Genomic DNA, 23,741 nt, shown 5'->3' on the forward strand with positions numbered 1-23,741 from the left:
CTCCTCCGCGGCGGGCCCGTCTCCCACACTCCCGCCGCGACCCCGGCCGGCTGGCCGTGCCCCCCGTCAGGGCCAGCCGGCCCCCCACCCGTCTCCGCCGACCCTTTCCGATCTCCGGAGCCTTGGATGCGATCCCTCGCCATAGCAGGTGGCCTCGTCGTGGCCAGCGCGCTGGCCTTCACGGCCTACGCCGTCTACGCCCCGCCAGAGACAGCCACCGTGACCACGCGGACCGTGACCTTCACCGAGACGCTGCAGTCCCGCCTGAAGCGCCTGCCCGGTGACTACCGAAGCTGGGCCCAGCTCGGCATGGAGTACGTCGACCAGGCCAGAGTCACCGGCGACCCGTCGTACTACACCAAGGCCGAAGGCGCCCTGGCCACCGCGACCCGCCTGAACGCCGCCGACGACGCGGTGCTGACCGGCCAGGCGGCGCTCGCCGCCGGCCGCCACGAGTTCTCCGACGCGGTACGGCTGGCTCAGCGGGCCATCGGCGCCAACCCGTACAGCGCGGCGGCGCACGGCGTGCTGGCCGACGCCAAGACACAGCTCGGCGACCTGAGCGGCGCCTCGAAGGCCGTGGACAAGATGATGGGGCTGCGCCCCGGCGTGGCGGCGTTCGCCCGCGCCTCCTACGCGGCCGAGCTCCGGGGCGACCGGACGGCGGCCCGCAAGTTCCTGGAGTACGCCCAGAACGACGCCTACGCACCGGCGGACATCGCCTACACCCGCTACTACCTGGGTGAGCTGGCCCTGCACTCGGGCGACCTCGCCGCGGCCGGCACCTGGTACGCCAAGGCGCTCCAGGCCTACCCCGCCTACACTCCGGCGGTCGCCGGACAGGCCAGGGTCGGCGCGCTCAGCGGGCGGACGGCCGAGGCCCTCGACCTCTACCAGCGGGTGGTCGAGCGACTGCCGCTGTCCCAGTACCTCATCGAGCAGGGCGAGACCCGGATCAAGGCAGGGCTGAAGCCCGACTGGACCCTGCTGGAGGCCCAGCGCAAGCTGCTGCGGGCCGCCGGCGTGCGGGACGACCTCACCTGGGCCGAGTTCGAGGCCGACCACGGCGACCCGGCGGTGGCCGTCCGGCACGCCCGGGCCGAGTACGCCCGCAACCCCAACCTCGTCGCCGCCGACGCGCTCGGCTGGGCCCTGTTCAAGGCGGGCAAGCCGCGCGAGGCGCTGCCGTACGCGAAGAAGGCCACCTCGACCGGCTGGCGCAACCCGCTGCTCGCCTACCACCGCGCCCGGATCGAGCGCGCGCTCGGCAAGCCCGCGCGCGTGGCCCCGGGCTTCGATCCGTCCCTGCCCGCACTGGCGAGGTTCTCATGAGAGTGCTCCGGCTCGGCCTGCTCGTGGGCCTGCTGATGTCGATGGGCGTGTCGGTCCTGTTCACGACCGCGGCGCGGGCGGAGACGGCGGCCAGGCATCCGCTCGGCAACTTCACCGTCAACCACTACAACGGGCTGCGCCTGCGGCCCGACCGGGTGGAGAACAAGGCGGTCGTGGACGCCGCCGAACTGCCCACGCTCCAGGCCAAACCTAACGTGGACGCCTCGTACGCGGCCAGGACCTGCGCCACGCTGGCCGCCGCCCAGCGGCTCACCATCCATGGCACGGCGGTGCCGTGGCGGGTGTCGGGTTCGGAGTTCGCGTACGCGCCCGGGCAGGGCGGCCTGCAGACCAGCCGCCTGACCTGCCGGCTGGTCGCCGAGGCCCGCGTGTCGGGCACGGTGTCCTTCGCCGACGCGTTCGAGCAGGACCGGATCGGCTGGCGAGAGATCACCGCCGTCGGTGACGGGGTACGGCTGACCCAGTCGTCCGTGCCGTCGGCCAGTGTGAGCGACGAGCTGCGCAAGTACCCCGAGGACCTGCTGACCAACCCGCTCGACCAGCGCACGGCCACCATCACCGTCGGTGGCGCCGCCTCCGCCCTGTCCGGCGGCGGCTCTCCCAGCTCCGGCGGGACGCCGTCCGGGCTCGGCACGATCAGCGTCGGCGGGCCGATCGGGGACGCGCTGGCGGCGCTGGACCGGACGTTCACCGGCCTGATCGGCGCCGACTCGCTCACGGTGCCGCTCGGGCTGCTGGCCGTGGGCCTGGCGATGCTGCTCGGGGCCGGGCACGCGCTGATCCCCGGGCACGGCAAGACGATCATGGCCGCGTACCTGGCCGGGCGGCGCGGGCGACCGCGTGATGCCCTGGTCGTGGGGGCCACGGTGACGGCCACGCACACGGCCGGGGTGCTGGTGGTGGGGCTGCTGCTGAGCGCGTTCACCGCGCTGGCCGGGGAGTCGGTGCTGGGGTGGCTGGGGGTGGCCAGCGGTGTGCTGATCGCCTTCATCGGCCTGCGCCTGCTCCTGTCCACCCGCCGCGACTCCGGTCACGGGCATGGCCACGGACATGGCCACGGACATGGGCACGGACATGGGCACGGACATGGGCATGGGCATGGGCACGGCCACGAACGCTCGACGCGGGCCGGCCTGCTCGGGATGGGGGTGGCGGGCGGGCTGGTGCCGAGCCCGTCGGCGCTCATCGTGCTGCTCGGGGCGATCGCGCTGGGCCGTACCTGGTTCGGGGTGGCGCTGGTCACCGCGTACGGCATCGGCATGGCGGCGACGCTCACCGTCACGGGCCTGCTGCTGGTCAAGCTCGTCGACCGCCTCGAACGGCGCGCCTCGCTGGGACGGGGCCTGGCCGCCCGGCTGTCCACCCTGGCGCCGCTGGGCACGGCCGGCATGGTGATGCTGCTGGGCGCGGGCCTGGCCCTGCGCTCGGCCATCGCCCTCTAGGCGCCCGCGCTAGGTGGGCCGGCGGCCGCGCCGGGTGGAGGGCAGATCATGGCGTCCCGAGACGAACTCCTGGAACGCGATCTTGGCCCTGATCACCGGCCGCCGCCACCGTTCCTCCCGGTGCGCGGCCTTGGCCAGCTTCCGCGGCGAGCGCTTCTCGTAGAACAGGTGGGCCCACGGAGAGCCCGGCCTGGCCAGGCGGATCGCGCAGACCACCAGGAGCACCGGTACGAACAGCCCGACCATCCCGGTCCAGATCTTGCCCTTCGACAGGGTGATGACGGCGAGCACCATGTTCGCCACGACCAGCGCGCCCGGGTTGACCGGGGTCCCGTAGTCGAACGTCAGCGGCCGGAGCCCGGTGAGCAGCAGCCCCGTCACCGCGACCGCGATGAACACGGCGTCGACCGAGGTGCGCCCCTCTTCCTCCCAGTAGACGTCGTGCAGGTGCAGAATCAGCGCGAACTCGTCCAGCACCAGAGCGGACCCGACCCCGAAAACGGCGGCCGCGGCGGCGTAGGCCACCTGCGAGGCCGACGACACGATCAGCCCGCTGACCCCGCCGACCAGCATGAGCACGACCCCGAACACCACGTGGTGGATGTGCATCTCACCCACGTTGACGTTACGGAACCACCCGACCTTCGCCCTGATCAGCCGCACATTGACGCGGGTCGCCACGAAGGCCGCGATGAGCGCGACGAAGAAACAGAGCAGCGGCAGCCGCCCTGTCACGACGATGTTCAGCTCGAACCAGTTCTCCATGACCTTGGAACTGATGCTACGAGCCCTATCGCCCTCCCTTGACCGCAAGGGTCCCGAAAGGACCTCAGGACAGGAACGCGCGCAGCAGTGCCGCTGTGCCTTCCAGGTGTTCGGACACCGCTCGACGGGCCCCTTCCGGGTCACCGGCCAGAATGGCCGCCACGATCGCCTCGTGCTGGAGGGCGGAGTGGTCGAGGTTGACCTGGAGCATGGGGATGGCGTTGAGGAGGTCGCTGACCCGCAGGCGCGCGTCGGCGCAGGCGGTGGTGAGCAGGGGGGAACCGGTCAGTTCGGCGATCGACAGGTGGAAGGCCGTGTCCAGGCGCCGGTAGTCCTCGACGCCCGCCTTGTTGAGGTCCGCGAGCCGGCCGCGCAGGAGGGCGCGCTGGGCGTCGGTGAGCGTGGCCGCCGCCAGGACCTCCGCCGCCCCGCATTCCACGGCCATCCGGAAGGTCAGCGCGTCGGTGAGGTCGGCCGAGCCCATGTCGGCCACGACCCTGCGCAGGTCGCCGCTGCCCGGCTGAGGAGGGGCGTAAGTGACGAAGGCGCCGCCGTACCGGCCGCGCCGCACCTCGAGGTAACCCGCGTCCTGGAGCGCCCGGATCGCCTCTCGCAGCGTCACCCTGCTGATGCCGAGCTGGACCGCGAGCTCGCGCTCCGGGGGCAGCTTCCGGCCCGGCGCGACCACGCCAAGCTTGATCGCCTGGAGCAGCCGTTCTACCGTCTCCTCGAAGGCGTTACCTGCCCTGACCGGCCGTAACACCGTCATCAACCGCGCTGAGTCGTCCAACGTGTCCTCAGGTCTTGACAAGCGATCCCCATATGCACATCAATGGTCTAAGAGTAGCCCAATTAGCCCGAAAGCGAGCGAACTTACGTGAGCGAGCGAGGTCTTCCACAACCCGGACCGCTGTCCGTCGACGAGCTGCGTGACGAGGTGGCCGCCGGGCGGGTCGACACCGTGCTGCTCGCGATCGCCGACATGCAGGGTCGATTGCAGGGCAAGCGACTGTCGGCCCGCTATTTCCTGAACGAGGTGCTCGGGCACGGCTCCGAGGGCTGCAACTACCTGCTCGCCGTGGACGTCGACATGAACACGGTCGACGGCTACGCGATGTCCTCCTGGGACCGCGGCTACGGCGATTTCGTGATGAAGCCCGATATGTCCACGTTGCGGTGGGTCCCCTGGCAGGAGGGGACCGTCATGCTCATGGCGGACCTGGCCTGGGAGAACGACGAGGACGTGACCGCCTCGCCGCGGCAGATCCTGCGTCGGCAGCTCGCCCGGCTCGCCGACCGCGGCCTGGCCGCCTTCGTCGGCACCGAGCTGGAGTTCGTGGTGTACGAAGACAGCTACGAGGACGCGTGGAAGCGCGGCTACCGCGACCTGACCCCCGCGAACCTCTACAACGTCGACTACTCCCTCCTCGGTACGGCCCGCATCGAACCCCTCCTTCGCCGGATAAGGCGGGACATGGAGGGAGCTGGGCTGTACGTCGAGTCCGCCAAGGGCGAGTGCAACCTGGGCCAGCACGAGATCGCCTTCCGCTACGACGAGGCGCTGAAGACCTGCGACAACCACTCCATCTACAAGAACGGCGCCAAGGAGATCGCGGCTCAGGAGGGCAAGTCGATCACCTTCATGGCCAAGCCGAACGCCCGCGAGGGCAACTCCTGCCACATCCACATCTCGCTGTGGAGCGTGGAGGGCGAATCGGTCATGGCGGGCGACGGCCCGTACGGGCTCTCCGAGCTCGGCGCCCGCTTCATCGCCGGGCAACTGGCCCGCATGCGCGAGCTCACCCTCTTCTACGCCCCGAACATCAACTCATACAAGCGCTACGTCCCCGGCAGCTTCGCCCCCACGGCCGTCAAGTGGGGCGTGGACAACCGCACCTGCTCGCTCCGGCTCGTCGGCCACGGGCAGTCGCTGCGGATCGAGAACCGGGTGCCGGGCGGCGACGTGAACCCCTACCTCGCGGTCTCGGCGCTGATCGCGGCCGGGCTGCACGGCATCGACGAGGAGCTGTCGCTGGAGGACGCGTTCGAGGGCAACGCCTACGAGTCCGGCGCCGAGACCGTGCCCCACACGCTGCGGGACGCGCTGGCGCTGTTCGAGGGGTCGAAGCTGGCGCGGGAGACGTTCGGCGACGACGTGGTGGCGCACTATGCGAACAACGCCCGGGTCGAGCTGGCCGCCTTCGACGCGGCGGTCACGGACTGGGAGCTGTTCCGGGGTTTCGAGCGGATGTGAGCAAGATGCTGATCGTCAATCCGGCGACGGAGGAAGTCCTCGCCGACATGGAGCCGGCCGACGCGGCCGAGGTCGACCGGGCCGTGGAGCGTGCCAGGCGGGCCTACGAGAGCTGGCGCGACGTGGCGCCCGGCGACCGGGCGCGGCTGCTGCGCCGCTTCGCCGACCTGGTGGACCAGCACCGCGAGGAGCTGGCCCTGCTGGAGCTGACGAACTCCGGCCACCCGATCGGCAACGCCCGCTGGGAGGCGGGCGCGGTACGCGACGTGCTGCACTTCTACGCCGCCGCGCCCGAACGCAACCACGGCAAGCAGATCCCGGTGCCCGGCGGGGTGGACATCACGTTCCAGGAGCCGCTGGGCGTGGTGGGCGTGATCGTGCCGTGGAACTTCCCGATGCTCATCATGAGCTGGGGTGTCGCCCCGGCGCTCGCGGCGGGCAACACGGTGATCGTCAAGCCCGCCGAATGGACCCCGCTGACCGCACTGAGGCTGGCCGAGCTGGGCCTCGCCGCGGGCCTCCCCGAGGGGGTGCTCCAGGTGCTGCCTGGGGCAGGGGAGGTGGCGGGGGCCCGCCTGGTCGAGCACCCGGGGGTTGCCAAGATCGTGTTCACCGGCTCGACCGAGGTGGGCAAGCAGATCGCCGCCAAGGCGGCGGCCCAGGTCAAGCGCATCACCCTCGAACTAGGCGGCAAAAACGCAAATATCGTTTTTGCAGACTCGGATCTCGAAAAAGCGGCGAAAACCGCGCCCTATGCCGTCTTCGATAACTCTGGCCAGGACTGCTGTGCCCGGTCGCGGATCCTGGTGCAGGCCGAGGTCTACGACGAGTTCCTGGAGCGGCTGGTGCCGGCCGTGCGGAACGTCAAAGTCGGCGACCCGCTCGACGAGAGCACCGAGATGGGCCCGCTGATCAGCGCCGAACATCTGGACCGGGTGCGCGGTTTCATCGACGGCCCTCCCTACCTCCAGGGCGACTGCCCGCAGGGCAAGGGGTTCTGGTTCCCGCCCACGGTCCTGACGTCGGCGGTCACCGACCGGGCGTTCACCGAGGAGGTCTTCGGGCCGGTGGTGTCGGTGGTGCCGTTCGCGGACGAGGCGGAGGCCGTACGCATCGCCAACGACACGCGCTACGGCCTGAGCGGCTCCATCTGGACCCGCGACGTCGGCCGGGCGCTGCGCGTCGCGCGGGCCGTGGAGGCCGGGGCGCTGTCGGTGAACTCGCATTCGTCGGTCCGCCACTGGACGCCGTTCGGTGGCTTCAAGGAGTCCGGCCTCGGCCGGGAGCTGGGCCCGGACGCCCTCTCGGCGTTCACCGAGACCAAGAACGTCTTCATCTCAACGGAGTGAGCACATGCAGCGTTTGCACAACCGCGTCGCCGTGATCACCGGGGCGGCCGGCGGGATCGGCCTGGCCACCGCGCGCCGGTTCGCCGAGGAGGGCGCCAAGGTGGTCTGCGCCGACGTCGACGAGGAGGCGGGCACCAAGGCCGCCTCCGAGGTGGGCGGGATCTTCGTCAAGGTCGACGTGACCAGCGAGGAGGACGTCGTCCGGATGTTCCAGACGGCGTTCGACACCTATGGCTCCGTCGACATCGCGTTCAACAACGCGGGCATCTCGCCGCCCGATGACGACTCGATCCTGGAGACCGGCATCGAGGCGTGGCGGCGGGTGCAGGAGGTGAACCTGACCAGCGTCTACCTCTGCTGCAAGCACGCGATCCCGTACATGCGGCGCCAGGGGAAGGGCTCGATCATCAACACCGCGTCGTTCGTGGCGGTGATGGGCTCGGCGACGTCGCAGATCTCCTACACCGCCTCGAAGGGCGGGGTGCTGGCGATGTCGCGCGAGCTCGGCGTCCAGTTCGCGCGTGAGGGGATCCGGGTGAACGCGCTGTGCCCGGGGCCGGTCAACACGCCGCTGCTGCGGGAGCTGTTCGCGAAGGACCCCGAGCGGGCGGCGCGGCGCCTGGTGCACGTGCCGGTGGGACGCTTCGCCGAGGCGTCCGAGATCGCGGCTGCGGTGGCGTTCCTGGCCAGCGACGACGCCTCGTTCATCACCGGATCGGAGTTTCTCGTCGATGGGGGTATTTCGAGTGCGTACGTCACCCCTCTGTAGCAAGGGGATGTCGTGAAGCGGCCTGTCATCGGGATCACGTCCTATGTGGAGCCTGCCCGGTTCACCGTGTGGGACATGCCGGTCGCCCTGTTGCCGTACATGTACGTGGAGCAGGTGGTCCGGGCCGGCGGGCAGCCGGTGATCCTGCCGCCCGCCGGGGAGCCCGCCGAGCTGGTGGGACGGCTGGACGGGCTGATCCTGGCCGGTGGAGGCGACGTCTCGCCCGACCGGTATGGGCAGGAGCCGGATGAGCGGACCGGCTATATCCGGAAATTTCGCGATGCGGCGGAGTTTGCGGTGCTTGAGGCCGCTCTTGAAGCCGACGTGCCCTATCTCGGGATATGTCGGGGGATGCAGGTGCTCAACGTCGCGCTCGGCGGGACGTTGCACCAGCATCTGCCCGACGTGGTCGGACACACCGGGCACTCCCCCGCACCCGGCCAGTTCGGCCAGCTCCCCGTACGACCCGTGGCGGGCACCCGCGTCGCCAAGGCGCTCGGGGCCGTGCCGGAGGACGTGCCGCACTACCACCACCAGGCCGTCGATCGGCTCGCTCCCGGGCTGGCCCTGGCCGCCGTGGCCGATGACGGCACGATCGAGGCGGTGGAGCTGGAGTCCCGGACGTTCGCCGTGGCCGTGCAGTGGCATCCGGAGGCGGCGAAGGACTGCGCGCTGTTCGAGGCACTCATCGCCGCCTGCTGAACGCTCGCGCCGCCGCCAGGCCCGTTCGCCATGAAATGGCGGGATCCGCACGCGACAACTCCCCCATAACGGCACTAGGCTTGCCGCATCACCGACGAAACCGTGCGGGAGAGCGTCCTGGCATCCGGCCAGGACCCCTGAAGGAGCAAGCCCTCCCCGCGAACCTCTCAAGGTAAAGGACCGCACGGACGAGGTGTCCTCTGGAAAGCAGGCCTGGCGGCCTCGCCGAAGGTGAAAGTCCGGCAAAATCCGGGCGAAGCTCTCAGGCACCGATGACAGAGGGGGAGGATCCCTGCATCCGATCCTGCCCTGAGGTGCGCATATGTCACGTCCCACACCGCTTCGAGACGTCCATGAGAGCCTCGGCGCGACCCTGACCGATTTCGCCGGGTGGCTGATGCCGCTCCGCTACGGCAGCGAGTCCGCCGAGCACAACGCCGTCCGCCAGGCGGCCGGGCTGTTCGACCTCTCCCACATGGGCGAGATCTTCGTGACCGGGCCGCAGGCCGGCGAGGCGCTCGACTACGCGTTGGTGGGACACCTGTCGGCACTCGCGCCCGGCCGGGCCCGCTACACCATGATCGTGAACGAGCGTGGCGGGGTGCTGGACGACCTGATCGTCTACCGGCTGGGGGACGAGGAGTTCATGGTTGTGGCTAACGCCTCCAACTATGAAAAAGTCGGGGAAGAGCTGAAAAATCGCGCCAAGTCGTACAACGCGGTGGTTGAGGATCGCTCGGAGCAGTACGCGCTGATCGCCGTGCAGGGGCCGCGCGCGCAGGAGATCCTCGCCACGCTCACCGACGCCGACCTCGCCGGGCTGAAGTACTACGCGGGCCTGCCCGGTCTGGTCGACGGGCGGCAGGCGCTCATCGCGCGCACGGGCTACACGGGTGAGGATGGTTTCGAGCTGTTCGTGGCCAACCAGGACGCCGTGCCGCTCTGGCACGCGCTGACCGAGGCCGGCCGTACGCACGGGCTGCGACCGGCGGGTCTGTCCAGCCGTGACACGCTCAGGCTCGAAGCAGGCATGCCGCTGTACGGCAACGAGCTCGGCGTGGAGCTGACCCCGTTCGACGCGGGGCTGGGCAGAGTGGTGAAATTCGACAAGCCGGGCGACTTCGTCGGCAGGTCGGCGCTGGAGGCGGTCAAGGACACGCCACCACGGCGCCGGCTCGTCGGCCTGGTCGCGCGGGGGCGCCGGGTGCCACGCCATGGATACCCGGTGACCAAGGACGGCGCCGTCGTCGGCGAGGTCACCAGCGGGGCTCCCTCCCAGACTCTGGGCAAACCCATCGCGATGGCCTACGTCGACCACGGGGCCGAGGCAGGTCTGGCCGTGGACATCCGGGGCAGCCATGAACCTATGGACCTCATTGAGCTGCCCTTCTACAGGAGGAACAAGTGAGCAACATCCCTGACGACCTGAGCTACACCAAAGAGCACGAGTGGGTCGCCGGCCTCGACGACGGCATCACCGTGACCATCGGCATCACGGCCTACGCGGCCGAGGCGCTGGGTGATGTCGTCTACGTGCAGCTCCCCGAAGCCGGCTCGACCGTCGAGGCGGGCGACTCCGTGGGCGAGGTCGAGTCGACCAAGTCGGTGAGTGAGATCTACACCCCCGTCGGCGGCGAGGTCGTCGAGGTCAACCAGGCGGTCGTGGACGACCCGTCGCTGGCCAACAGCGACCCCTACGGTGACGGCTGGATGTTCCGCGTGCGCGTGGAAGGCGACCCCGAGGACCTGCTCTCCGCCGAGGAGTACTCGGCGCTCACCTCAGGCGAGTCCTGATCCACCCGCCGGGGTCCTGCCGGACCCCGGCCCTTCTGAAGGGCGCCATCAATGGCGATCAGCGTCTTCGACCTCTTCAAGATCGGCATCGGCCCGTCGAGCTCGCACACCGGCGGTCCCATGGCCGCCGCACACCGGTTCGCCCGCGGCCTGCACGATGACGGCCTGCTCGCGCGTACGGCCCGCGTCGAGGCGATCCTGTACGGCTCGCTCGGCCTGACCGGCAAGGGGCACGGCAGCGACAAGGCCGTCCTGCTGGGGCTGTCCGGCGAGAAGCCCGAGCTGGTCGACGTGGACGGCATCGACGCGCGCCTGGCCGAGATGCGCGAGTCTGGCACGGTCAAGCTGTACGGCACGCAGGAGATCCCCTTCGTCGTGGGCGAGGACCTCGTCTTCGAACGCAAGATCTCCCTGCCCGAGCACCCGAACGGCATGCGCTTCACCGCCTTCTCCGCCTCGGGCGAGACGCTGCGCGAGAAGGTCTACTTCTCGGTCGGCGGCGGCTTCGTGGTGGACGAGCAGGCCACCGGCGCCGACCGCATCAAGCCCGACGACACCGTGCTGCCCTACCCCTTCACGACCGGGGAAGAGCTGCTCAAGCACTGCTCCAACACGGGCCTGTCCATCTCCGCGCTGATGCTGGAGAACGAGCAGGCGTTCGGCCGGTCCGCCGAGGAGATCCGCGCCCAGATCCTGCACCTGTGGCAGGTCATGTGCGAGTGCGTCAAGCGCGGCATCGCCAAGGAGGGCGTCCTGCCGGGCGGCCTGAAGGTCAAGCGGCGCGCGAACCGCCTCCACCGCCGCCTGCAGACGGAGTCGCCGGAGACGGATCCGCTGCACGCCATGGACTGGGTGTCGCTGTTCGCGCTGGCGGTCAACGAGGAGAACGCCGCGGGCGGCCGCGTCGTCACCGCGCCCACAAACGGCGCGGCGGGCATCATCCCCGCCGTCCTGACGTACTACACCCGCTTCGTCCCCCATGCCGCCGACGACGGCATCGTCCGCTTCTTCCTCACCGCGGCGGCGATCGGCGTCCTGTTCAAGGAGAACGCCTCGATCTCGGGCGCCGAGGTCGGCTGCCAGGGCGAGGTCGGCTCGGCCTGCTCCATGGCCGCCGCGGGCCTCACCGAGGTCCTGGGCGGCACGCCCGAGCAGGTGGAGAACGCGGCGGAGATCGGCATCGAGCACAACCTGGGCCTGACCTGCGACCCGATCGGCGGCCTGGTCCAGATCCCGTGCATCGAACGCAACGCGGTGGCCTCCATCAAGGCCATCGCCGCGGCCCGCATCGCCCTGCGCGGCGACGGCCAGCACTTCGTCGCCCTGGACAAGGCCATCAAGACGATGAGGGACACCGGCCGCGACATGCTCGACAAGTACAAGGAGACGTCACGCGGCGGGCTGGCCGTCAATGTCATCGAGTGCTGACCAAGAAGCCGGCCGAGCTGCTGGTCAGCGGCGGACGTGGACCCGGACCACGGTGCCGACCTCGTCGTCGCGGACCTCGCGGCGGATGCGCCCGACGATCTCCTTGTCCAGTTTGCTGACCACCGCGCCGACGTCGGCGGAGGAGGGGCAGCTGAGGGAGATGCGGAGGCGGGCCGCGTCGCCGACCACGCGGGCGCTGGCCCGGGTCAGGCCGTCGATGTCCTTCAGGCCGATGCAGAGCATGGCCGTGCCCGTACCGTTGCGGACGCCGTGGCGGCCCCAGCCCAGGCAGAGCATCAGCCAGCGGAACGCGGTCAGCGCGAGCACCAGCATGACGAACGCCCCTGCCCACAGGGCCCAGGGCTGGTCTGCGATGGCCTGGGCGGTGCGGTCCGGCAGGATCTTTCCGCGTGGCGACAGGCCGGGCAGCTTGTCCTCGCCCCGTAGCCAGGCGTAGCCGCCCAGGACCAGCAGCAGCGCGCCGACCACGGCCAGGCCGATCCGGTTGCCCGCGTACTGCCGCATCACAGCCCCTTCCGGCGCAGTCGTACGATGACCTCGGCCGCGGCCAGGGTGCCCACGCTCGCCAGGCGGTCGCCGACCGCGCTGCCGACCTGTCTGAGCATCGAGCCGGAGCTCTCGGGGCCGGTGAAGACCCGGACCTCGATCGTGCGCCTGCGCAGCCGTACCCGGGCCCGTTCCACGCCCTCGACCTCCTGGGCGACGGCCCGCAGCGTACGGCGGAGGCCGACCCGGGTGATGCCGATGACGATCAGCGGGTCGGACGTCTCGACCGGCACGAGCCTGGACCGGCCGGGCACGGCGGCCAGCAGCAGCAGCACGGCACCCGTGGCCATGGTCAGCAGGGCCGGCAGCGACAGTTCGGCCCAGGCGCGATGGGCCGCGAACTCGAGGAGACCGGACACCGGCAGCCAGCCGAGCGGCCTGCCCAGCAGGGCGGACACCACCTCGGCGGTGGTGAGCCCGAGCCCGGCGGTCACCGCGAACGCCACGACGGCCCCGGCGGGCGTGCGCGCCGGTCTGAGCACCCGGCCCGACCTGCGCAACGGGCTCTCCTGCGCGACGATTCCGGCGCCGGACAGTATCTGCTGGAGGGCGGTCATCACACCGCCAGAGGTACACGGACCGGGCATCCCCCGGACCATTCCCCCGCCGCCGGTTTGCCGGATCATTACAGGAGGCCCAAAGAAGATGAACCACCCTCATGTTCAACTGCCCGATATGCCGTTAAGCTGCTGGTATGGACGATCGCGGGCGCTACGACACGGCTACCACAGCACTCGAACCGCCGTTCGCGATCCTCGATCTCGCGGCCATGCGCGCCAACGCGGCCGATCTCGTACGACGGGCCGCCGGCAAACCGATCCGGGTGGCCAGCAAGTCGATCCGCTGCCGCTCCGTCATGGAACGCATCCTGGCCATGGACGGCTTCTGCGGCATCATGGCCTTCACGCTGCCCGAGGCGCTCTGGCTGGTCGAGCGGGGCTTCACCGACGTGCTCGTGGCCTACCCCACCGCCGACCGGCACGCGCTCGCGGCGCTGGCCGGCAATCCGCGGGCGGCCGAGGAGATCACGCTGACCATCGACTCCACCGACCATCTCGACTACATCGACGACGCGGTGGCGGCCGTCCATCCACGGCTGGAGCTCCGGCTGTCGATGGATCTCGACGCGGGATATGTGGCGCTCGGCGGGAGGTTCCGGGCGGGCGCCCTGCGCTCCACGATCCGCGAGCCCGAGCAGGCCGCCGACCTGGCCGCCGACATCGCCAAGCGGCCCGGCTTCCGCCTCGCCGGGCTGATGGCGTACGAAGGGCAGATCGCGGGGGTCGGCGATGATCCGCCGGGCAACGCGGCGTTCGCCCGGGCGATCAGGGTCATGCAGAGCCTGTCGGCCCGCGAGCTGGTCCTGCGCCGCGGCCGCATCGTGAACGCTGTCCGGCAGCTCTGCGACCTGGAGTTCGTCAACGCCGGCGGCACCGGCTCCATCGAGCGGACCGTGCGGGAGAAGGCGATCACCGAGGTGGCGGCCGGCTCCGGGTTCTTCCATCCCCGGCTCTTCGACTTCTACCGCGCCTTCACCGGCCATCCGGCCGCGCTGTTCGCGCTCCCGGTCGTGCGCCGGCCGGCGGTGGACGCGGTGACGGTGCTCGGAGGCGGCTACCTGGCCTCCGGACGGCCGGGGACGACCCTGCTGCCGCAGCCGTACCTGCCCGCGGGGCTTCGCTACACGCGCGACGAGGGCGCGGGCGAGGTGCAGACGCCGCTGCTCGGCCAGGCGGCCCAGGACCTGCGGGTCGGCGACCGGGTGTGGTTCCGGCACGCCAAGGCGGGCGAGATGTGCGAGCGCTTCCCCGAGCTCCACCTCATCGACGGCGACACCGTCGTGGAGACCGCCCCGACGTACCGGGGCGAAGGCAGGACCTTCCTGTAGAGCGGCTAGAAGCGGCGGCGACGGCGGCGCCAGAGCATGACGGCCGCGCCGACCACCAGCACCGCGCCTATGCCGATCAGCACCGGCGCCAGGCCGGGCGCCTCGTCGTCCCACAACCGGTCGGGGTTGTCACCCGGCTCGGCGGGGCGCGGTGTCATCCCGAGCGCGTCGCCGACCGAGGTCACCAGCTGACCTGCCCGCGTCTTCACGTCGGCCACCGTGCGCTCGGCGACCCGCTTGGGACTCACCCGGTCGGCGATGGCGTCGACCGTGTCCGCCAACTCCGCGCGTGTCCGCGCGATCCGCCGCTCCAGCTCGTCGGGATCGGTGTCAGCCATGGCTCTCCTCTCGACCAATGAAGCAGGCACTGAATGAAGCCAGGCACTGTTCGCTGATCAGTCTGTCAGGTCGCCGTCCCGCCTGGCACGCCGGGCAGGCCGGTAGGTTTTGTTCGACGAACTCTGGAGGGCCCCATGACCGAAACCAAGCTCGCGCCCGGCGACGCCGCGCCCGAGTTCACGCTACCCGCCGCCGACGGCGAGTCCGTCTCCCTCGAGACCTTCCGCGGCAAGCGGGTGATCCTCTACTTCTATCCCGCCGCGATGACGCCGGGCTGCACCAAGCAGGCGTGCGACTTCCGCGACAATCTCGGCCAGCTGACCGCGGAGGGTTTCGTGGTGCTCGGCGTGTCGAAGGACAAGCCGGCCAAGCTGGTCAAGTTCGCCGAGCGCGACTCCCTGAACTTCCCGCTCCTGGCCGACCCCGACCTGGACGTGCACAAGGCGTACGGCGCGTACGGCCCCAAGAAGCTCTACGGGAAGTTGATGGTGGGCGTGATCCGCTCGACCTTCGTCATCGACGCCGACGGCAAGATCGAGCAGGCCCTCTACAACGTGAAGGCCACCGGCCACGTGGCGAGCCTGAAGAAGAAGCTCGGGCTGGCGTGAGAAGGGAGGGGCCCGTCCCCCGCGCGACGGGCCCCCAGCGCACTGCCGGGACGCTAAACTCGGCTCAGGCCCGCATCGGCGGGGGCTGCGCGGGCGTGGCGAAATGGCATACGCGGCAGGTTTAGGTCCTGTTGGTGGAGACACTGTGGGGGTTCGAGTCCCCCCGCCCGCACCTCGGCTACCTCAGCGCGTAGGCCCTGATCACCTCCTGTGCCAGCGCCGCCCCGCGCGTGTCCGCGGCCTTGAGGCGCAGCGAGACATACCCGGAGGCCGGCGGCCGTTCGAGCGTGGCCTCATAGGCGCCGTTCCCCTTCGAGGTGAGCCGCCGGACCGCGCGCCACGAGGCGCCGTCGTCGTACGACACCTCCAGCGACACCTCCTTGATCGGGGTTCGGTCGGCCCCGGCCGCCGAGCCGTCCTGGTGGCGCAGGGTCAGGCCGAGGCGCGGCGAGGCGGCCTGGTTGCGCAGGTCCGTCGGCGCGTCATAGTCGGCGAGCAGCAGCGGGACCGTCGTCCCCGTGCCGGCGTCGTGCTCCGACGGGAACGTCCACGCCGTCTTCGTCCTGGTCGACAGCCGGGCCCAGGTGGCGCGGTTCTCGACGTCGTACTCCATCCGGTACGCGGCGGCTCCGGCCGGAAGGAGCAGCACCCCCTGGGGGCGCCTGTCGGTCTGCGCCACCAGAGTGTCTCCCCGGTACAACCGCCAGCCGGTCTTCATACCGGTCTCGAAGTCGTCGGTCTGCGCGACGCCGGTGTTCCGCCCGGCGTCGATGAGCCCCCACAGGTCGATCTGCAGCAGGTCACCCACCCTGCGTAGCGGCCGGACCGGCCCGGGGCCGGGCAGCAGCGGCTGCTTGAACCAGGTGCGTTCGATCCGCTCACCGGCCTGGAAGGGCGCGTCGTCGGGGCCCGCGACCCCGATGTGGGCGCGGTCGTGCTCCCAGGTGTAGTTGTACGGCCGTTCCGGCGTCTCCATGCTGCTGCTCCAGCGCACCCCGGGACCGGCGGAGAGGTAGTCGACCCGGTCACGCGGCGTCCGGGAGACGGGCCGGCCCGTGTCCCAGGAGGTGGTCTCCCACGGCTGCCACCCGAAACGGTTCTCGGAGAGCGTCACGTCGTCGGCGAGCTGGCTGTAGAAGTCCGAGTCCACCCGGGCCAGGGACTTCGCGCGCACGGTGTGGTCGAGCTTGTCCCTGACCCTGCCCTCCTCGCTGAGGTACAGGTCGTACACGTACGGGCTGGCCACGATGCCCTTGGCCAGGACCGGCACCGGCAGCCGGCGCAGCCGCTCGGCCAGCCGGGCGCCCTCGCGGCCGGTGAGCGCGACGGTCGGCACCTTCAGCTTCACCCCGCTCTCGGACACCGGCAGATCGCCGTAGACCGCGACCATCCGGGCCCCGGCCGCGGCGGCGGCGTTGGACTGGGCGGCGACTGTCAGGTCGGCGGTGCGGCGGATCAGCGCGAGCCTGCCGCGCAGGTCGCGGCCCTTGAGGTCCGCGGGGGTGCCGGTCCCGGCGTCCACGGCCAGGAGCAGCGTGGTGCCGTCGAGCCGCGGGAAGTCGGCGGACAGGTCGCTGAACCACACGGGGTCGACGTAGTCGGGGTTCAGCTCCAGGCCGGCCGTCCGCATGGTGATGGCGGGGGCTTCGAGGTGCCACCGGGTGGCGACGGCGAACGCGCCCTTGATGACCCGCCTCGTCGGCTGCAGGTAGTACGCCTCGTCGGCGCTCTCGTCCTGCAGGATGGTCTCGGTGAGCGGCGTGCCCTTGGCGGGCGTACGGGCCCAGATGAGCTTGGTCGCGGTGCCCCTGTTCCGCTTGGTCGGGTGGTCAGGCGTGTCGACCTTCACCTCGACCGCCTTGCGGGCGTCGAGCACGACCTTGGTGTCGCCGGTGATCTTCAGCTCGGGGTCTCCGGCGAGGCTCACGTTGAGCACGGTGCCACGGTCGGGGTAGGACATGCTGTCGACCGTGGGGCGCAGGGTCTTGATGACGCCGAGCACGGAGTAGGTGCCGGGCGGCACCAGCACGCACGTGCCGTCCTGGTCCTCCTCGCACCTCCGCACCGGGTCGAAGGGCAGTTCGCGGCCGTCGCGGGTGCCGTCGTCCACGTTCAGCGCGGTGATGGCGCCCTGGGCGGGGCGGCCGTCCCTGGCGATCGCGCTGACCCGCAGCCGGGCCCGCTTGACCTCGACGCTGCCGGTCAGGGAGGTGCGGATCGGCGGGCCGCCTCGCGGCGTCGCGACGAGCTCCGCGCGCTGCCGCCCGGGCTGCGCCTTGGCGGCGTCGAGGGTGAGCCGCGCCGTCGCCTTCGCGCCGGCGGGCAGGGAGAGCTCGGCGGGCGAGACGCTGAACGGGCCACCGGTGGCCAGGCCGAGGGTGACCGGGGTCTTACCGGGATTGCGGTAGGTGATCTCGCGGGTCACCGGCTTCCCTGCGGACACCTCGGACAGCCCGAAGTCGATCGGCCCCTCGGCGGCCAGCACCGGCTCTCCGAGCGCCGCGGCCACGTCGACCCGGCCGGTGCCCCGCTTGTCCACCGGGGTGTCGGGCATGGGCTTGGCCGTACCCATGAGCAGGGACTTCAGCTCGCCGGCCGAGATGCCGGGGCGGGACTGGCGCAGGAGCGCGGCGGCCCCGGCGACGTGCGGGGTGGCCATGGAGGTGCCGGACAGGCGGGTGTAGTTGTCGTCCACCGGCTCGCCGAGCGAGGTGCCCTTGGCCCGGGCCGCGACGATGCCGACGCCCGGAGCGGTGATGTCGGGCTTCACCGCGCGCTCCAGCCCGATGGGGCCGTAGCTGGAGAACTCGGCGAGCCGGTCCTGGCCGTCGACCGCGCCGACGGTCAGCGCGGCGGGGGCGTCTCCCGGGCTCCCGACGCAGACCTCGCAGCCCCGGTTGCCCGCCGCCACCACGAACAGGGTGCCGTACGTTCCGTACAGCTCCCCCAGGGCGTCGGTCAGCGGGCCGCCCGGACTGGTGTCGCCCAGGCTCATGTTCACGATGTCGGCGTGCTTCTCCCCCGCCGCCCATTCCATCCCGTCGATGATCCACGAGCTGAGCCCCTCGCCGCCGGCGTCCAGGACCCGGCCGTTGAGCAGCTTGACGCCGGGGGCGACGCCCTTGCGCGAACCCCCGGAGGCGGTGCCGCTGCCCGCGATGATGTCGGCGACGTGCGTGCCGTGCCCGAACTCGTCGGTCGCGCTGCCGCTGTCGGTGAAGTCGCGCTCGTCGGCGACCTTCCCCGCCAGGTCCGGGTGCCCGGTGTCGATACCGGTGTCCAGGACCGCCACCGTCGTGCCCGTGCCGTCGTAGCCCGCCGACCACGCCGCCGGCGCGCCGATCTGCGGCACGCTGTGGTCCAGCGCCGGCTCCACCTTGCGGTCGAGCCAGATCTTGGTGACACCGTCGAGCGCGCTCTTCGCACGACCGGCGGCCAGCGCGGACAGGTCACCGCCGAAACCCCTGGCCGCGCTCTTGGCTAAGCGGACACCCGACCCGCCGATGCTCTCCAGCGTGCGGACCGCCTTCAGCGCTGGGATCACCGGCATGACGCCCTGCTTGCCGTACGTCACGATGAGCGAGATGGCGTCCGACTGGGCGTCGGTGTAGCCCTGGGCGGCGAGGGCGGTCACGTTGAAGAGGTCAGGGTCGAGACGGCCGGGGACCAGCCCCTCCACGTCGCTGGGCAGCACCGTGAGCTGCCCGGCGTCCTCGGTGATGCGGAAGCCGGCCGGCGGCCCGTCCCCGCGTGGGGCGGCCGTGACACTCGCCTTCTGGCGGCCGTCGGCGGTGACAGAGACGTGCACCTGGTCGCCGGTGATCAGCGTGATGTCGTAGCCCTGCTTCGCGGGGTCCGCCGCCGGTGCCGGAGCGCCGTCGGCGCGCGCCCCCGCGCCGGTCACCATGGTGGCCGCGGCCACCGCCAGGGAGGCGGCCACCGCTGTCCAATGCCTGGGCCTCATGGGCCACCTCCAGAAGGCGAGTAATATGCCGACCCAATTCCTAGTGACCTGGGGGCGTTCCGGTCTATAGGTCTCGCCTGGCGAGATCCCGACTTGTCGTAAACCCGCCTGGACTACGCTCCCTTATGGGACGACAGGACGGTGGTGGGCGGCCATGGCGCAACGGCGGCTACTGGAGGGCCTCGGCGTCAGCGTCGCCGAGGAGACGGCCTACCGGGCGCTGCTCCGCCACGGCCCCGCGACGCTCAGCCAGCTGGCCACCGAGACCGGCGCGTCCGCCGCGGCCATCCGCCGGATGCTGCCCCGCCTGGAGGACCTCGGACTGATCTCCCGGGTGGCGGGCCGACCGCTGCGGCTGATCGCCACGCCCCCGAACATCGCCATCGACGTGCTGGTGGCCCGCCGTCAGGAGGAGATCACGCACAGCCGGGCCGCCGCGGCGCTGCTCGCCACCGAGGTGGCCGACCGCACCGGGCCGCATCCCGAGGAGGTGCTGGAGGTGGTGACCGGCCGTTACGCCGTCGCGCGCCGCTACCTCCAGCTCGAACGGAGCGTCACGACCGAGATGCTCGTGCTGGTGCGCCCGCCGTACGCGGTCGACATCCTGGACGATCAGGAGAACCAGCAGCGTGCCGCCCACCAGGGCCCGGCCGTCCGCGGCATCTACGGACCGCTGGCGTTCGAGGAGCCCGGCATGCTGGCGCACACGCGGCAGGCGATCGCCGACGGCGAGCAGGCCCGGCTGGGGCAGGTGCCCGTCAAGCTGGCCATCGCCGACGGCCGCACGGCCATGCTGCCGCTGGTGTCCGACGAGCACCGGGCGGTGGAGAGCGCGCTGGTCGTCCATCCGTCGGCGCTGCTCGACGCGCTCGTGGGGCTGTTCGAGGTGCTGTGGCAGGCGGCCGTGCCGCTGCGGTTGTCCGCCGACCCGGCCGCGCACATCGAGCGGGAGGTGTGGCCGCAGCCGGGCGACACCGAGGTCCTCGCCCTGCTGGCGGTGGGGATGAAGGACGACGCGATCGCGCGACAGCTCGGTCTCAGCCCGCGTACCGTGCAGCGCCGGGTGCAGGAGCTCTGCGAGCGGCTGGGGGCCCGTACGCGGTTCCACGCCGGGTTCCTGGCCGCGCAGCACGACCTGCTGGTTCTTGACCGCGGTACTGGACTGCGGGCGCCCTAACCCGTCTTGGTGGGCGTGGGCACCGGCGTGGGCATAGGCGAGGGCGTGCTGGTGGGAACCATCGTGGAAGGAGGCGTCGGCACGCCGCTGGGGATCATCGTGGAGGGCACGGCGTTGGGGCCGATCCCGGGCATCGGATTGACGTACGGTGGCTGCCGGCCGCAGTAGGTGCCGCCAGGGACCGGGCGACAGCCCTGGTAACCGGGGTAGGGCTCCCAGGCCGGGTTCTGCCAGTAGACGCGGGGCGCGTCGTGGCGGTGGACGATGCCGCTGATCATCGCCACGGCGCCGCCCCCGAGCACGCCGCCGATGACCAGTCCGATGAGACCCGCGCCGATGATCTGCGCGGGCTTCTGGCGGATGAAATCGCGGAAGCTGTCAGAGCGCGGAGCCGCGTATGCGGCAGGTCCTGGGGAGTGCGGAGCGCTTAACCGGTCTCCAGGGGTCGGGTCGCGTGGCGCTTCCTCTTCGCCACGCGACCCGGCGTCACGATCATGATCCGCCATCACGATCTCCCTTTACTCGCCCCAAAGGGCGCTCCCAACGACAAGAGTGCCCGATGCTCCGTAAGGCTGGTGTAAGACCTGGGTCGTACCCAGATCTCCCCCTACAGGCGGACAAATCCACGCCACAGCCTTCGTATCGTAATGATGTGTTCGGCAGGGTACTGGCTTGGTCGGGACGCCACGGCAAGCTCATGGACGGCCTCCGGGTGGCGCCGCTGGCCGTGTTCTGCGTGTCCATGGCCGTGCCCTATGGGGCGAACGGGCCGTTCAACAACGGCGGCCTGTACATCGGGGTGGCCGGCTACCTCGTCCTGTGCGCGGCGCTGATCGTCCCCCTGCTGTGGCGGCGCGACCGGCCGCTGACCGTCTTCGCGATCCTCGCGCTGACCTGCTTCGCCCAGTGGCTGGCGAAGATCGATCCGATGCCCGCCGACATCGCGGTGCTGGTCGCGCTCTACTCGGTGGCCTTGCGGTGCGCGTCCCGGTGGGCCATCGCCGCGGGCGCGGTGGCCGAGGTCGGCGTCCTCCTGGTCATGGTGCACTGGAACGCGCCGACGTTCAGCCTCTTCTTCAGCGGCTCGATCCTCGTGGTGACGGTCTGGCTGATGGGCCTGTACGCCAGGACCCGCAGGCGCTACATGGAGAGCCTGGAGGAGCGGGCCGAACGGGCCGAGCGCGAACGCGACCAGCAGGCCCGGATAGCCGCCGCGGCCGAGCGCGCCAGGATCGCCAGGGAGCTGCACGACGTGGTGGCCCACAACGTCAGCGTGATGGTGGTCCAGGCCGACGGCGCCGGATACGCCATCGGCAGCGACCCCGACCAGGCGCGGCAGGCCGTACACAACATCTCCAAGACCGGCCGCGAGGCGCTCGCCGAGATGCGCAGGCTGGTCGGCGTGCTGCGGGAGGACGGCTCCGACAGGACCGACTACACGCCGCAGCCGGGCCTCGGGCAGCTGGAGGAGCTGGTCCGCGGTGCGGGCGTGCCCGCGCGGCTGCGGATCGGCGGCCCGCCCGGCGAGCTGCCCGAGGGGCAGCAGCTCGCGGTCTACCGCATCGTGCAGGAGGCGCTGACGAACGCGCTCAAGCACGGCGGCCCCGGCGTCCGCGCGCTCGTCGAGCTGCAGTACGGCGGTCGCGAGCTGGTCGTGCGGGTGACCGACGACGGCCGGGGCGCCACGGCGCCGCGCAGCCCCGACGGGCACGGGCTGGTCGGGATGCGGGAACGGGTCGGCATGTACGGCGGAGCGGTGTCGGCGGGTCCGCGCACGGGCGGCGGATTCGAGGTGCTGGCCAGGCTGCCGGTGCCGGGCACCAGGGCGGCCTAGTGATACGGGTGATGCTGGTCGACGACCAGGAGCTGTTGCGGGCCGGGTTCAGGATGGTGCTGGGCGCCCAGCCCGACATCGAGGTGGTGGCCGAGGCCGGCGACGGGGTGCGGGCGCTGGAGGTGCTGCGCGACGTCGAGGTGGACGTGGTGCTCATGGACGTGCGCATGCCGAAGATGGACGGTGTGGAGGCGACCCGGCACATCGACGGCCCCAAGGTGCTGATCCTGACCACGTTCGACCTCGACGAGTACGCCTTCGCCGCGGTCAAGGCGGGCGCCTCGGGCTTCCTGCTCAAGGACGTGCCGACCGACGACCTGGTGAGCGCGATCCGGTCGGTGCACGCGGGCGACGCCGTCGTGGCGCCGAGCACGCTCAAGCGGATGCTCGGCAGGTTCGCCGCCCAACTGCCGACCGACCAGCTCGCGGACGCGTCAGAACTGACGCCCCGCGAGCGCGAGGTGCTGCTCATGGTGGCCCGCGGCCTGTCCAACCTGGAGATCGCCGCCCGCCTGGTGCTGGCGGAGGCGACGGTGAAGACGCACCTAGGCCGGGTGCTGGCCAAACTGGGGCTGCGGGACCGCGCCCAGGTGGTGGTCTACGCGTACGAGGCCGGGCTGGTGGTCCCGTCCCATCAGCCGAAAGGCTGACCCGGGTCATCGCAGGGCCTACCCGAAGTCCCTCCTCAGGGCCCATATTTCGCGAACTTTCCGCTCCTAAGTTGGTCACGTTCCCGCAGATGAGAAGGAGTGAACGTGACCCTCACCGATACCCGGCGCCAGGCCCCCTCAGCGGTGGTGGCCAGAGCGCTGACCAAGGTGTACGGCCAAGGCGACGCGCAGGTGCACGCCCTCCGCGGCGTGGACGTGGCCTTCGCCACGGGCGCGTTCACCGCGATCATGGGCCCGTCAGGATCCGGCAAGTCCACGCTGATGCACTGCCTGGCCGGCCTCGACACCGCCTCCTCCGGCACTGTGCACATCGGCGACGTGGAGCTGACCGGGCTCAACGACAAACAGCTCACCTTGCTGCGCCGCGAGCGGATCGGCTTCATCTTCCAGGCGTTCAACCTGCTGCCGACCCTGACCGCCGAGCAGAACATCCGCCTGCCCCTGGAGATCGCCGCCCGCCAGCCGGACCAGCTGCTCTTCGACCGCGTCATCGACACGGTCGGGCTGCGGGACCGGCTCGCCCACAAGCCGACCGAGCTCTCCGGCGGCCAGCAGCAGCGTGTCGCCGTGGCCAGGGCGCTGATCAGCAAACCCCAGGTGATCTTCGCCGACGAGCCCACGGGCAACCTCGACTCGCGCAGCGGCGCCGAGGTGCTGTCGTTCCTGCGCACGTCCGTACGCGAGCTCGGCCAGACCATCGTCATGGTCACGCATGACCCGGTGGCCGCGGCGTACGCCGACCGCGTGGTGTTCCTGCGCGACGGCGAGCTGGTCAGCGAGATCAGCGCTCCCTCGCCGCAGTCCGTGCACGACACGCTGATGAAGCTGGAGGCCTGA

At 71.1% G+C, this 23,741-nt stretch carries 22 protein-coding genes, 1 tRNA gene and 1 riboswitch; of the genes, 16 read left to right on the forward strand and 7 right to left on the reverse strand.

All coding sequences use genetic code 11. From position 1 onward, the window contains the following. The first annotated feature begins 126 nt into the window (after positions 1-126). Entirely contained in the window at positions 127-1,332 is a 1,206-nt protein-coding gene (locus ACGFNP_RS18440; protein WP_393319942.1) for a tetratricopeptide repeat protein, read from the forward strand. After that, positions 1,329-2,795: a nickel/cobalt transporter gene (locus ACGFNP_RS18445; RefSeq protein WP_393319945.1), complete on the forward strand. Its 1,467-nt coding sequence runs from the start codon at positions 1,329-1,331 to the stop codon at positions 2,793-2,795. Before ACGFNP_RS18440 ends, ACGFNP_RS18445 begins: the two co-directional genes overlap by 4 nt. Positions 2,796-2,804: 9 nt before the next feature. On the opposite strand, the gene ACGFNP_RS18450 is transcribed toward ACGFNP_RS18445, so the two are convergent. Together ACGFNP_RS18450 and ACGFNP_RS18455 are read right to left on the reverse strand one after the other, a co-directional pair. Then, positions 2,805-3,560, reverse strand: coding sequence for a hypothetical protein (locus ACGFNP_RS18450; RefSeq protein WP_358317248.1), 756 nt, complete (start codon positions 3,558-3,560; stop codon positions 2,805-2,807). Between the two features lie 64 nt (positions 3,561-3,624). Further along, on the reverse strand, positions 3,625-4,329 hold the full coding sequence (locus ACGFNP_RS18455; protein ID WP_358317517.1) for an FCD domain-containing protein: 705 nt from the start codon (positions 4,327-4,329) through the stop codon (positions 3,625-3,627). Between the two features lie 108 nt (positions 4,330-4,437). Here ACGFNP_RS18455 and ACGFNP_RS18460 point away from each other — a divergent pair, with 108 nt between their 5' ends. The 7 genes from ACGFNP_RS18460 (at position 4,438) to ACGFNP_RS18490 (ending at position 11,856) form a co-directional block, all read left to right on the forward strand. Then, complete coding sequence (locus ACGFNP_RS18460) at positions 4,438-5,814, forward strand: glutamine synthetase family protein (protein WP_358317246.1); 1,377 nt, start codon at positions 4,438-4,440, stop codon at positions 5,812-5,814. Between the two features lie 5 nt (positions 5,815-5,819). Beyond that, positions 5,820-7,163: an aldehyde dehydrogenase family protein gene (locus tag ACGFNP_RS18465; protein WP_393321551.1), complete on the forward strand. Its 1,344-nt coding sequence runs from the start codon at positions 5,820-5,822 to the stop codon at positions 7,161-7,163. Positions 7,164-7,167: 4 nt separating this feature from the next. Continuing rightward, positions 7,168-7,932 (forward strand): 3-oxoacyl-ACP reductase, encoded by a 765-nt coding sequence (locus ACGFNP_RS18470; RefSeq protein WP_358317242.1) that lies wholly within the window; start codon positions 7,168-7,170, stop codon positions 7,930-7,932. A 12-nt stretch (positions 7,933-7,944) separates the two neighbouring features. Beyond that, positions 7,945-8,634, forward strand: coding sequence for a gamma-glutamyl-gamma-aminobutyrate hydrolase family protein (locus ACGFNP_RS18475; RefSeq protein WP_358317240.1), 690 nt, complete (start codon positions 7,945-7,947; stop codon positions 8,632-8,634). A 95-nt stretch (positions 8,635-8,729) separates the two neighbouring features. Next, positions 8,730-8,827, forward strand: a riboswitch (glycine riboswitch). Positions 8,828-8,956: 129 nt separating this feature from the next. Beyond that, a complete protein-coding gene (gene gcvT, locus ACGFNP_RS18480; protein WP_358317238.1) occupies positions 8,957-10,042 on the forward strand; it encodes a glycine cleavage system aminomethyltransferase GcvT in 1,086 nt (361 codons plus the stop codon). Then, positions 10,039-10,428 carry a glycine cleavage system protein GcvH gene (gene gcvH / locus ACGFNP_RS18485; RefSeq protein ID WP_358317236.1) on the forward strand — a complete coding sequence of 130 codons (390 nt, stop codon included), beginning with the start codon at positions 10,039-10,041 and terminating at the stop codon, positions 10,426-10,428. The genes gcvT and gcvH overlap by 4 nt, the downstream gene beginning before the upstream one ends. A gap of 51 nt (positions 10,429-10,479) precedes the next feature. After that, complete coding sequence (locus tag ACGFNP_RS18490) at positions 10,480-11,856, forward strand: L-serine ammonia-lyase (RefSeq protein ID WP_393319951.1); 1,377 nt, start codon at positions 10,480-10,482, stop codon at positions 11,854-11,856. 24 nt (positions 11,857-11,880) lie between these two features. Here the strand turns inward: ACGFNP_RS18490 and ACGFNP_RS18495 are convergent, their stop codons facing one another. Together ACGFNP_RS18495 and ACGFNP_RS18500 are read right to left on the reverse strand one after the other, a co-directional pair. Next, positions 11,881-12,381, reverse strand: coding sequence for a hypothetical protein (locus ACGFNP_RS18495; protein WP_358317232.1), 501 nt, complete (start codon positions 12,379-12,381; stop codon positions 11,881-11,883). Then, on the reverse strand, positions 12,381-12,980 hold the full coding sequence (locus ACGFNP_RS18500) for a DUF6286 domain-containing protein (RefSeq protein ID WP_358317515.1): 600 nt from the start codon (positions 12,978-12,980) through the stop codon (positions 12,381-12,383). Before ACGFNP_RS18500 ends, ACGFNP_RS18495 begins: the two co-directional genes overlap by 1 nt. Positions 12,981-13,117: 137 nt before the next feature. Between ACGFNP_RS18500 and ACGFNP_RS18505 the strand changes: the two genes are divergently transcribed. Then, positions 13,118-14,311, forward strand: coding sequence for an amino acid deaminase/aldolase (locus tag ACGFNP_RS18505; protein WP_393319955.1), 1,194 nt, complete (start codon positions 13,118-13,120; stop codon positions 14,309-14,311). Positions 14,312-14,316: 5 nt separating this feature from the next. Here the strand turns inward: ACGFNP_RS18505 and ACGFNP_RS18510 are convergent, their stop codons facing one another. Then, a complete protein-coding gene (locus ACGFNP_RS18510; RefSeq protein ID WP_358317228.1) occupies positions 14,317-14,649 on the reverse strand; it encodes a DUF3618 domain-containing protein in 333 nt (110 codons plus the stop codon). 135 nt (positions 14,650-14,784) lie between these two features. On the opposite strand from ACGFNP_RS18510, the gene bcp reads away from it, so the two are divergent. Both bcp and ACGFNP_RS18520 read left to right on the forward strand, forming a co-directional pair. Then, positions 14,785-15,258, forward strand: coding sequence for a thioredoxin-dependent thiol peroxidase (gene bcp, locus ACGFNP_RS18515; protein ID WP_358317226.1), 474 nt, complete (start codon positions 14,785-14,787; stop codon positions 15,256-15,258). A gap of 89 nt (positions 15,259-15,347) precedes the next feature. Beyond that, positions 15,348-15,430: transfer RNA gene (locus ACGFNP_RS18520), tRNA-Leu, on the forward strand. Between the two features lie 6 nt (positions 15,431-15,436). Here the strand turns inward: ACGFNP_RS18520 and ACGFNP_RS18525 are convergent. Then, complete coding sequence (locus ACGFNP_RS18525) at positions 15,437-19,222, reverse strand: S8 family serine peptidase (RefSeq protein ID WP_393319959.1); 3,786 nt, start codon at positions 19,220-19,222, stop codon at positions 15,437-15,439. 154 nt (positions 19,223-19,376) lie between these two features. Here ACGFNP_RS18525 and ACGFNP_RS18530 point away from each other — a divergent pair, with 154 nt between their 5' ends. Beyond that, on the forward strand, positions 19,377-20,399 hold the full coding sequence (locus ACGFNP_RS18530) for a helix-turn-helix domain-containing protein (RefSeq protein ID WP_358317222.1): 1,023 nt from the start codon (positions 19,377-19,379) through the stop codon (positions 20,397-20,399). Here ACGFNP_RS18530 and ACGFNP_RS18535 read toward each other — a convergent pair. Further along, complete coding sequence (locus ACGFNP_RS18535; RefSeq protein WP_393319962.1) at positions 20,396-20,905, reverse strand: hypothetical protein; 510 nt, start codon at positions 20,903-20,905, stop codon at positions 20,396-20,398. The genes ACGFNP_RS18530 and ACGFNP_RS18535 overlap by 4 nt on opposite strands. Positions 20,906-21,051: 146 nt before the next feature. On the opposite strand from ACGFNP_RS18535, the gene ACGFNP_RS18540 reads away from it, so the two are divergent. The 3 genes from ACGFNP_RS18540 (at position 21,052) to ACGFNP_RS18550 (ending at position 23,741) form a co-directional block, all read left to right on the forward strand. Continuing rightward, positions 21,052-22,233 carry a histidine kinase gene (locus ACGFNP_RS18540; RefSeq protein WP_358317219.1) on the forward strand — a complete coding sequence of 394 codons (1,182 nt, stop codon included), beginning with the start codon at positions 21,052-21,054 and terminating at the stop codon, positions 22,231-22,233. Next, positions 22,233-22,883 (forward strand): response regulator, encoded by a 651-nt coding sequence (locus tag ACGFNP_RS18545; protein ID WP_393319965.1) that lies wholly within the window; start codon positions 22,233-22,235, stop codon positions 22,881-22,883. Before ACGFNP_RS18540 ends, ACGFNP_RS18545 begins: the two co-directional genes overlap by 1 nt. A 105-nt stretch (positions 22,884-22,988) precedes the next feature. Continuing rightward, positions 22,989-23,741, forward strand: a complete 753-nt coding sequence (locus ACGFNP_RS18550) for an ABC transporter ATP-binding protein (protein ID WP_358317216.1) — start codon at positions 22,989-22,991, stop codon at positions 23,739-23,741.

It is taken from the genome of Nonomuraea sp. NPDC049269 (assembly GCF_043197155.1).
In the GTDB taxonomy this organism is placed as follows: Bacteria; Actinomycetota; Actinomycetes; order Streptosporangiales; family Streptosporangiaceae; genus Nonomuraea.

Excerpts from the sequence above, each read along its gene's own strand:
- ACGFNP_RS18440 (WP_393319942.1), top strand. The coding sequence starts at position 127 with ATGCGATCCCTCGCCATAGCAGGTGGCCTCGTCGTGGCCAGCGCGCTG.
- ACGFNP_RS18445 (WP_393319945.1), top strand. The coding sequence starts at position 1,329 with ATGAGAGTGCTCCGGCTCGGCCTGCTCGTGGGCCTGCTGATGTCGATG.
- ACGFNP_RS18450 (WP_358317248.1), bottom strand. The coding sequence starts at position 3,560 with ATGGAGAACTGGTTCGAGCTGAACATCGTCGTGACAGGGCGGCTGCCG.
- ACGFNP_RS18455 (WP_358317517.1), bottom strand. The coding sequence starts at position 4,329 with ATGACGGTGTTACGGCCGGTCAGGGCAGGTAACGCCTTCGAGGAGACG.
- ACGFNP_RS18465 (WP_393321551.1), top strand. The coding sequence starts at position 5,820 with ATGCTGATCGTCAATCCGGCGACGGAGGAAGTCCTCGCCGACATGGAG.
- ACGFNP_RS18470 (WP_358317242.1), top strand. The coding sequence starts at position 7,168 with ATGCAGCGTTTGCACAACCGCGTCGCCGTGATCACCGGGGCGGCCGGC.
- gcvT (WP_358317238.1), top strand. The coding sequence starts at position 8,957 with ATGTCACGTCCCACACCGCTTCGAGACGTCCATGAGAGCCTCGGCGCG.
- ACGFNP_RS18490 (WP_393319951.1), top strand. The coding sequence starts at position 10,480 with ATGGCGATCAGCGTCTTCGACCTCTTCAAGATCGGCATCGGCCCGTCG.
- ACGFNP_RS18495 (WP_358317232.1), bottom strand. The coding sequence starts at position 12,381 with ATGCGGCAGTACGCGGGCAACCGGATCGGCCTGGCCGTGGTCGGCGCG.
- ACGFNP_RS18500 (WP_358317515.1), bottom strand. The coding sequence starts at position 12,980 with ATGACCGCCCTCCAGCAGATACTGTCCGGCGCCGGAATCGTCGCGCAG.
- ACGFNP_RS18505 (WP_393319955.1), top strand. The coding sequence starts at position 13,118 with ATGGACGATCGCGGGCGCTACGACACGGCTACCACAGCACTCGAACCG.
- ACGFNP_RS18510 (WP_358317228.1), bottom strand. The coding sequence starts at position 14,649 with ATGGCTGACACCGATCCCGACGAGCTGGAGCGGCGGATCGCGCGGACA.
- bcp (WP_358317226.1), top strand. The coding sequence starts at position 14,785 with ATGACCGAAACCAAGCTCGCGCCCGGCGACGCCGCGCCCGAGTTCACG.
- ACGFNP_RS18525 (WP_393319959.1), bottom strand. The coding sequence starts at position 19,222 with ATGAGGCCCAGGCATTGGACAGCGGTGGCCGCCTCCCTGGCGGTGGCC.
- ACGFNP_RS18530 (WP_358317222.1), top strand. The coding sequence starts at position 19,377 with ATGGCGCAACGGCGGCTACTGGAGGGCCTCGGCGTCAGCGTCGCCGAG.
- ACGFNP_RS18535 (WP_393319962.1), bottom strand. The coding sequence starts at position 20,905 with ATGGCGGATCATGATCGTGACGCCGGGTCGCGTGGCGAAGAGGAAGCG.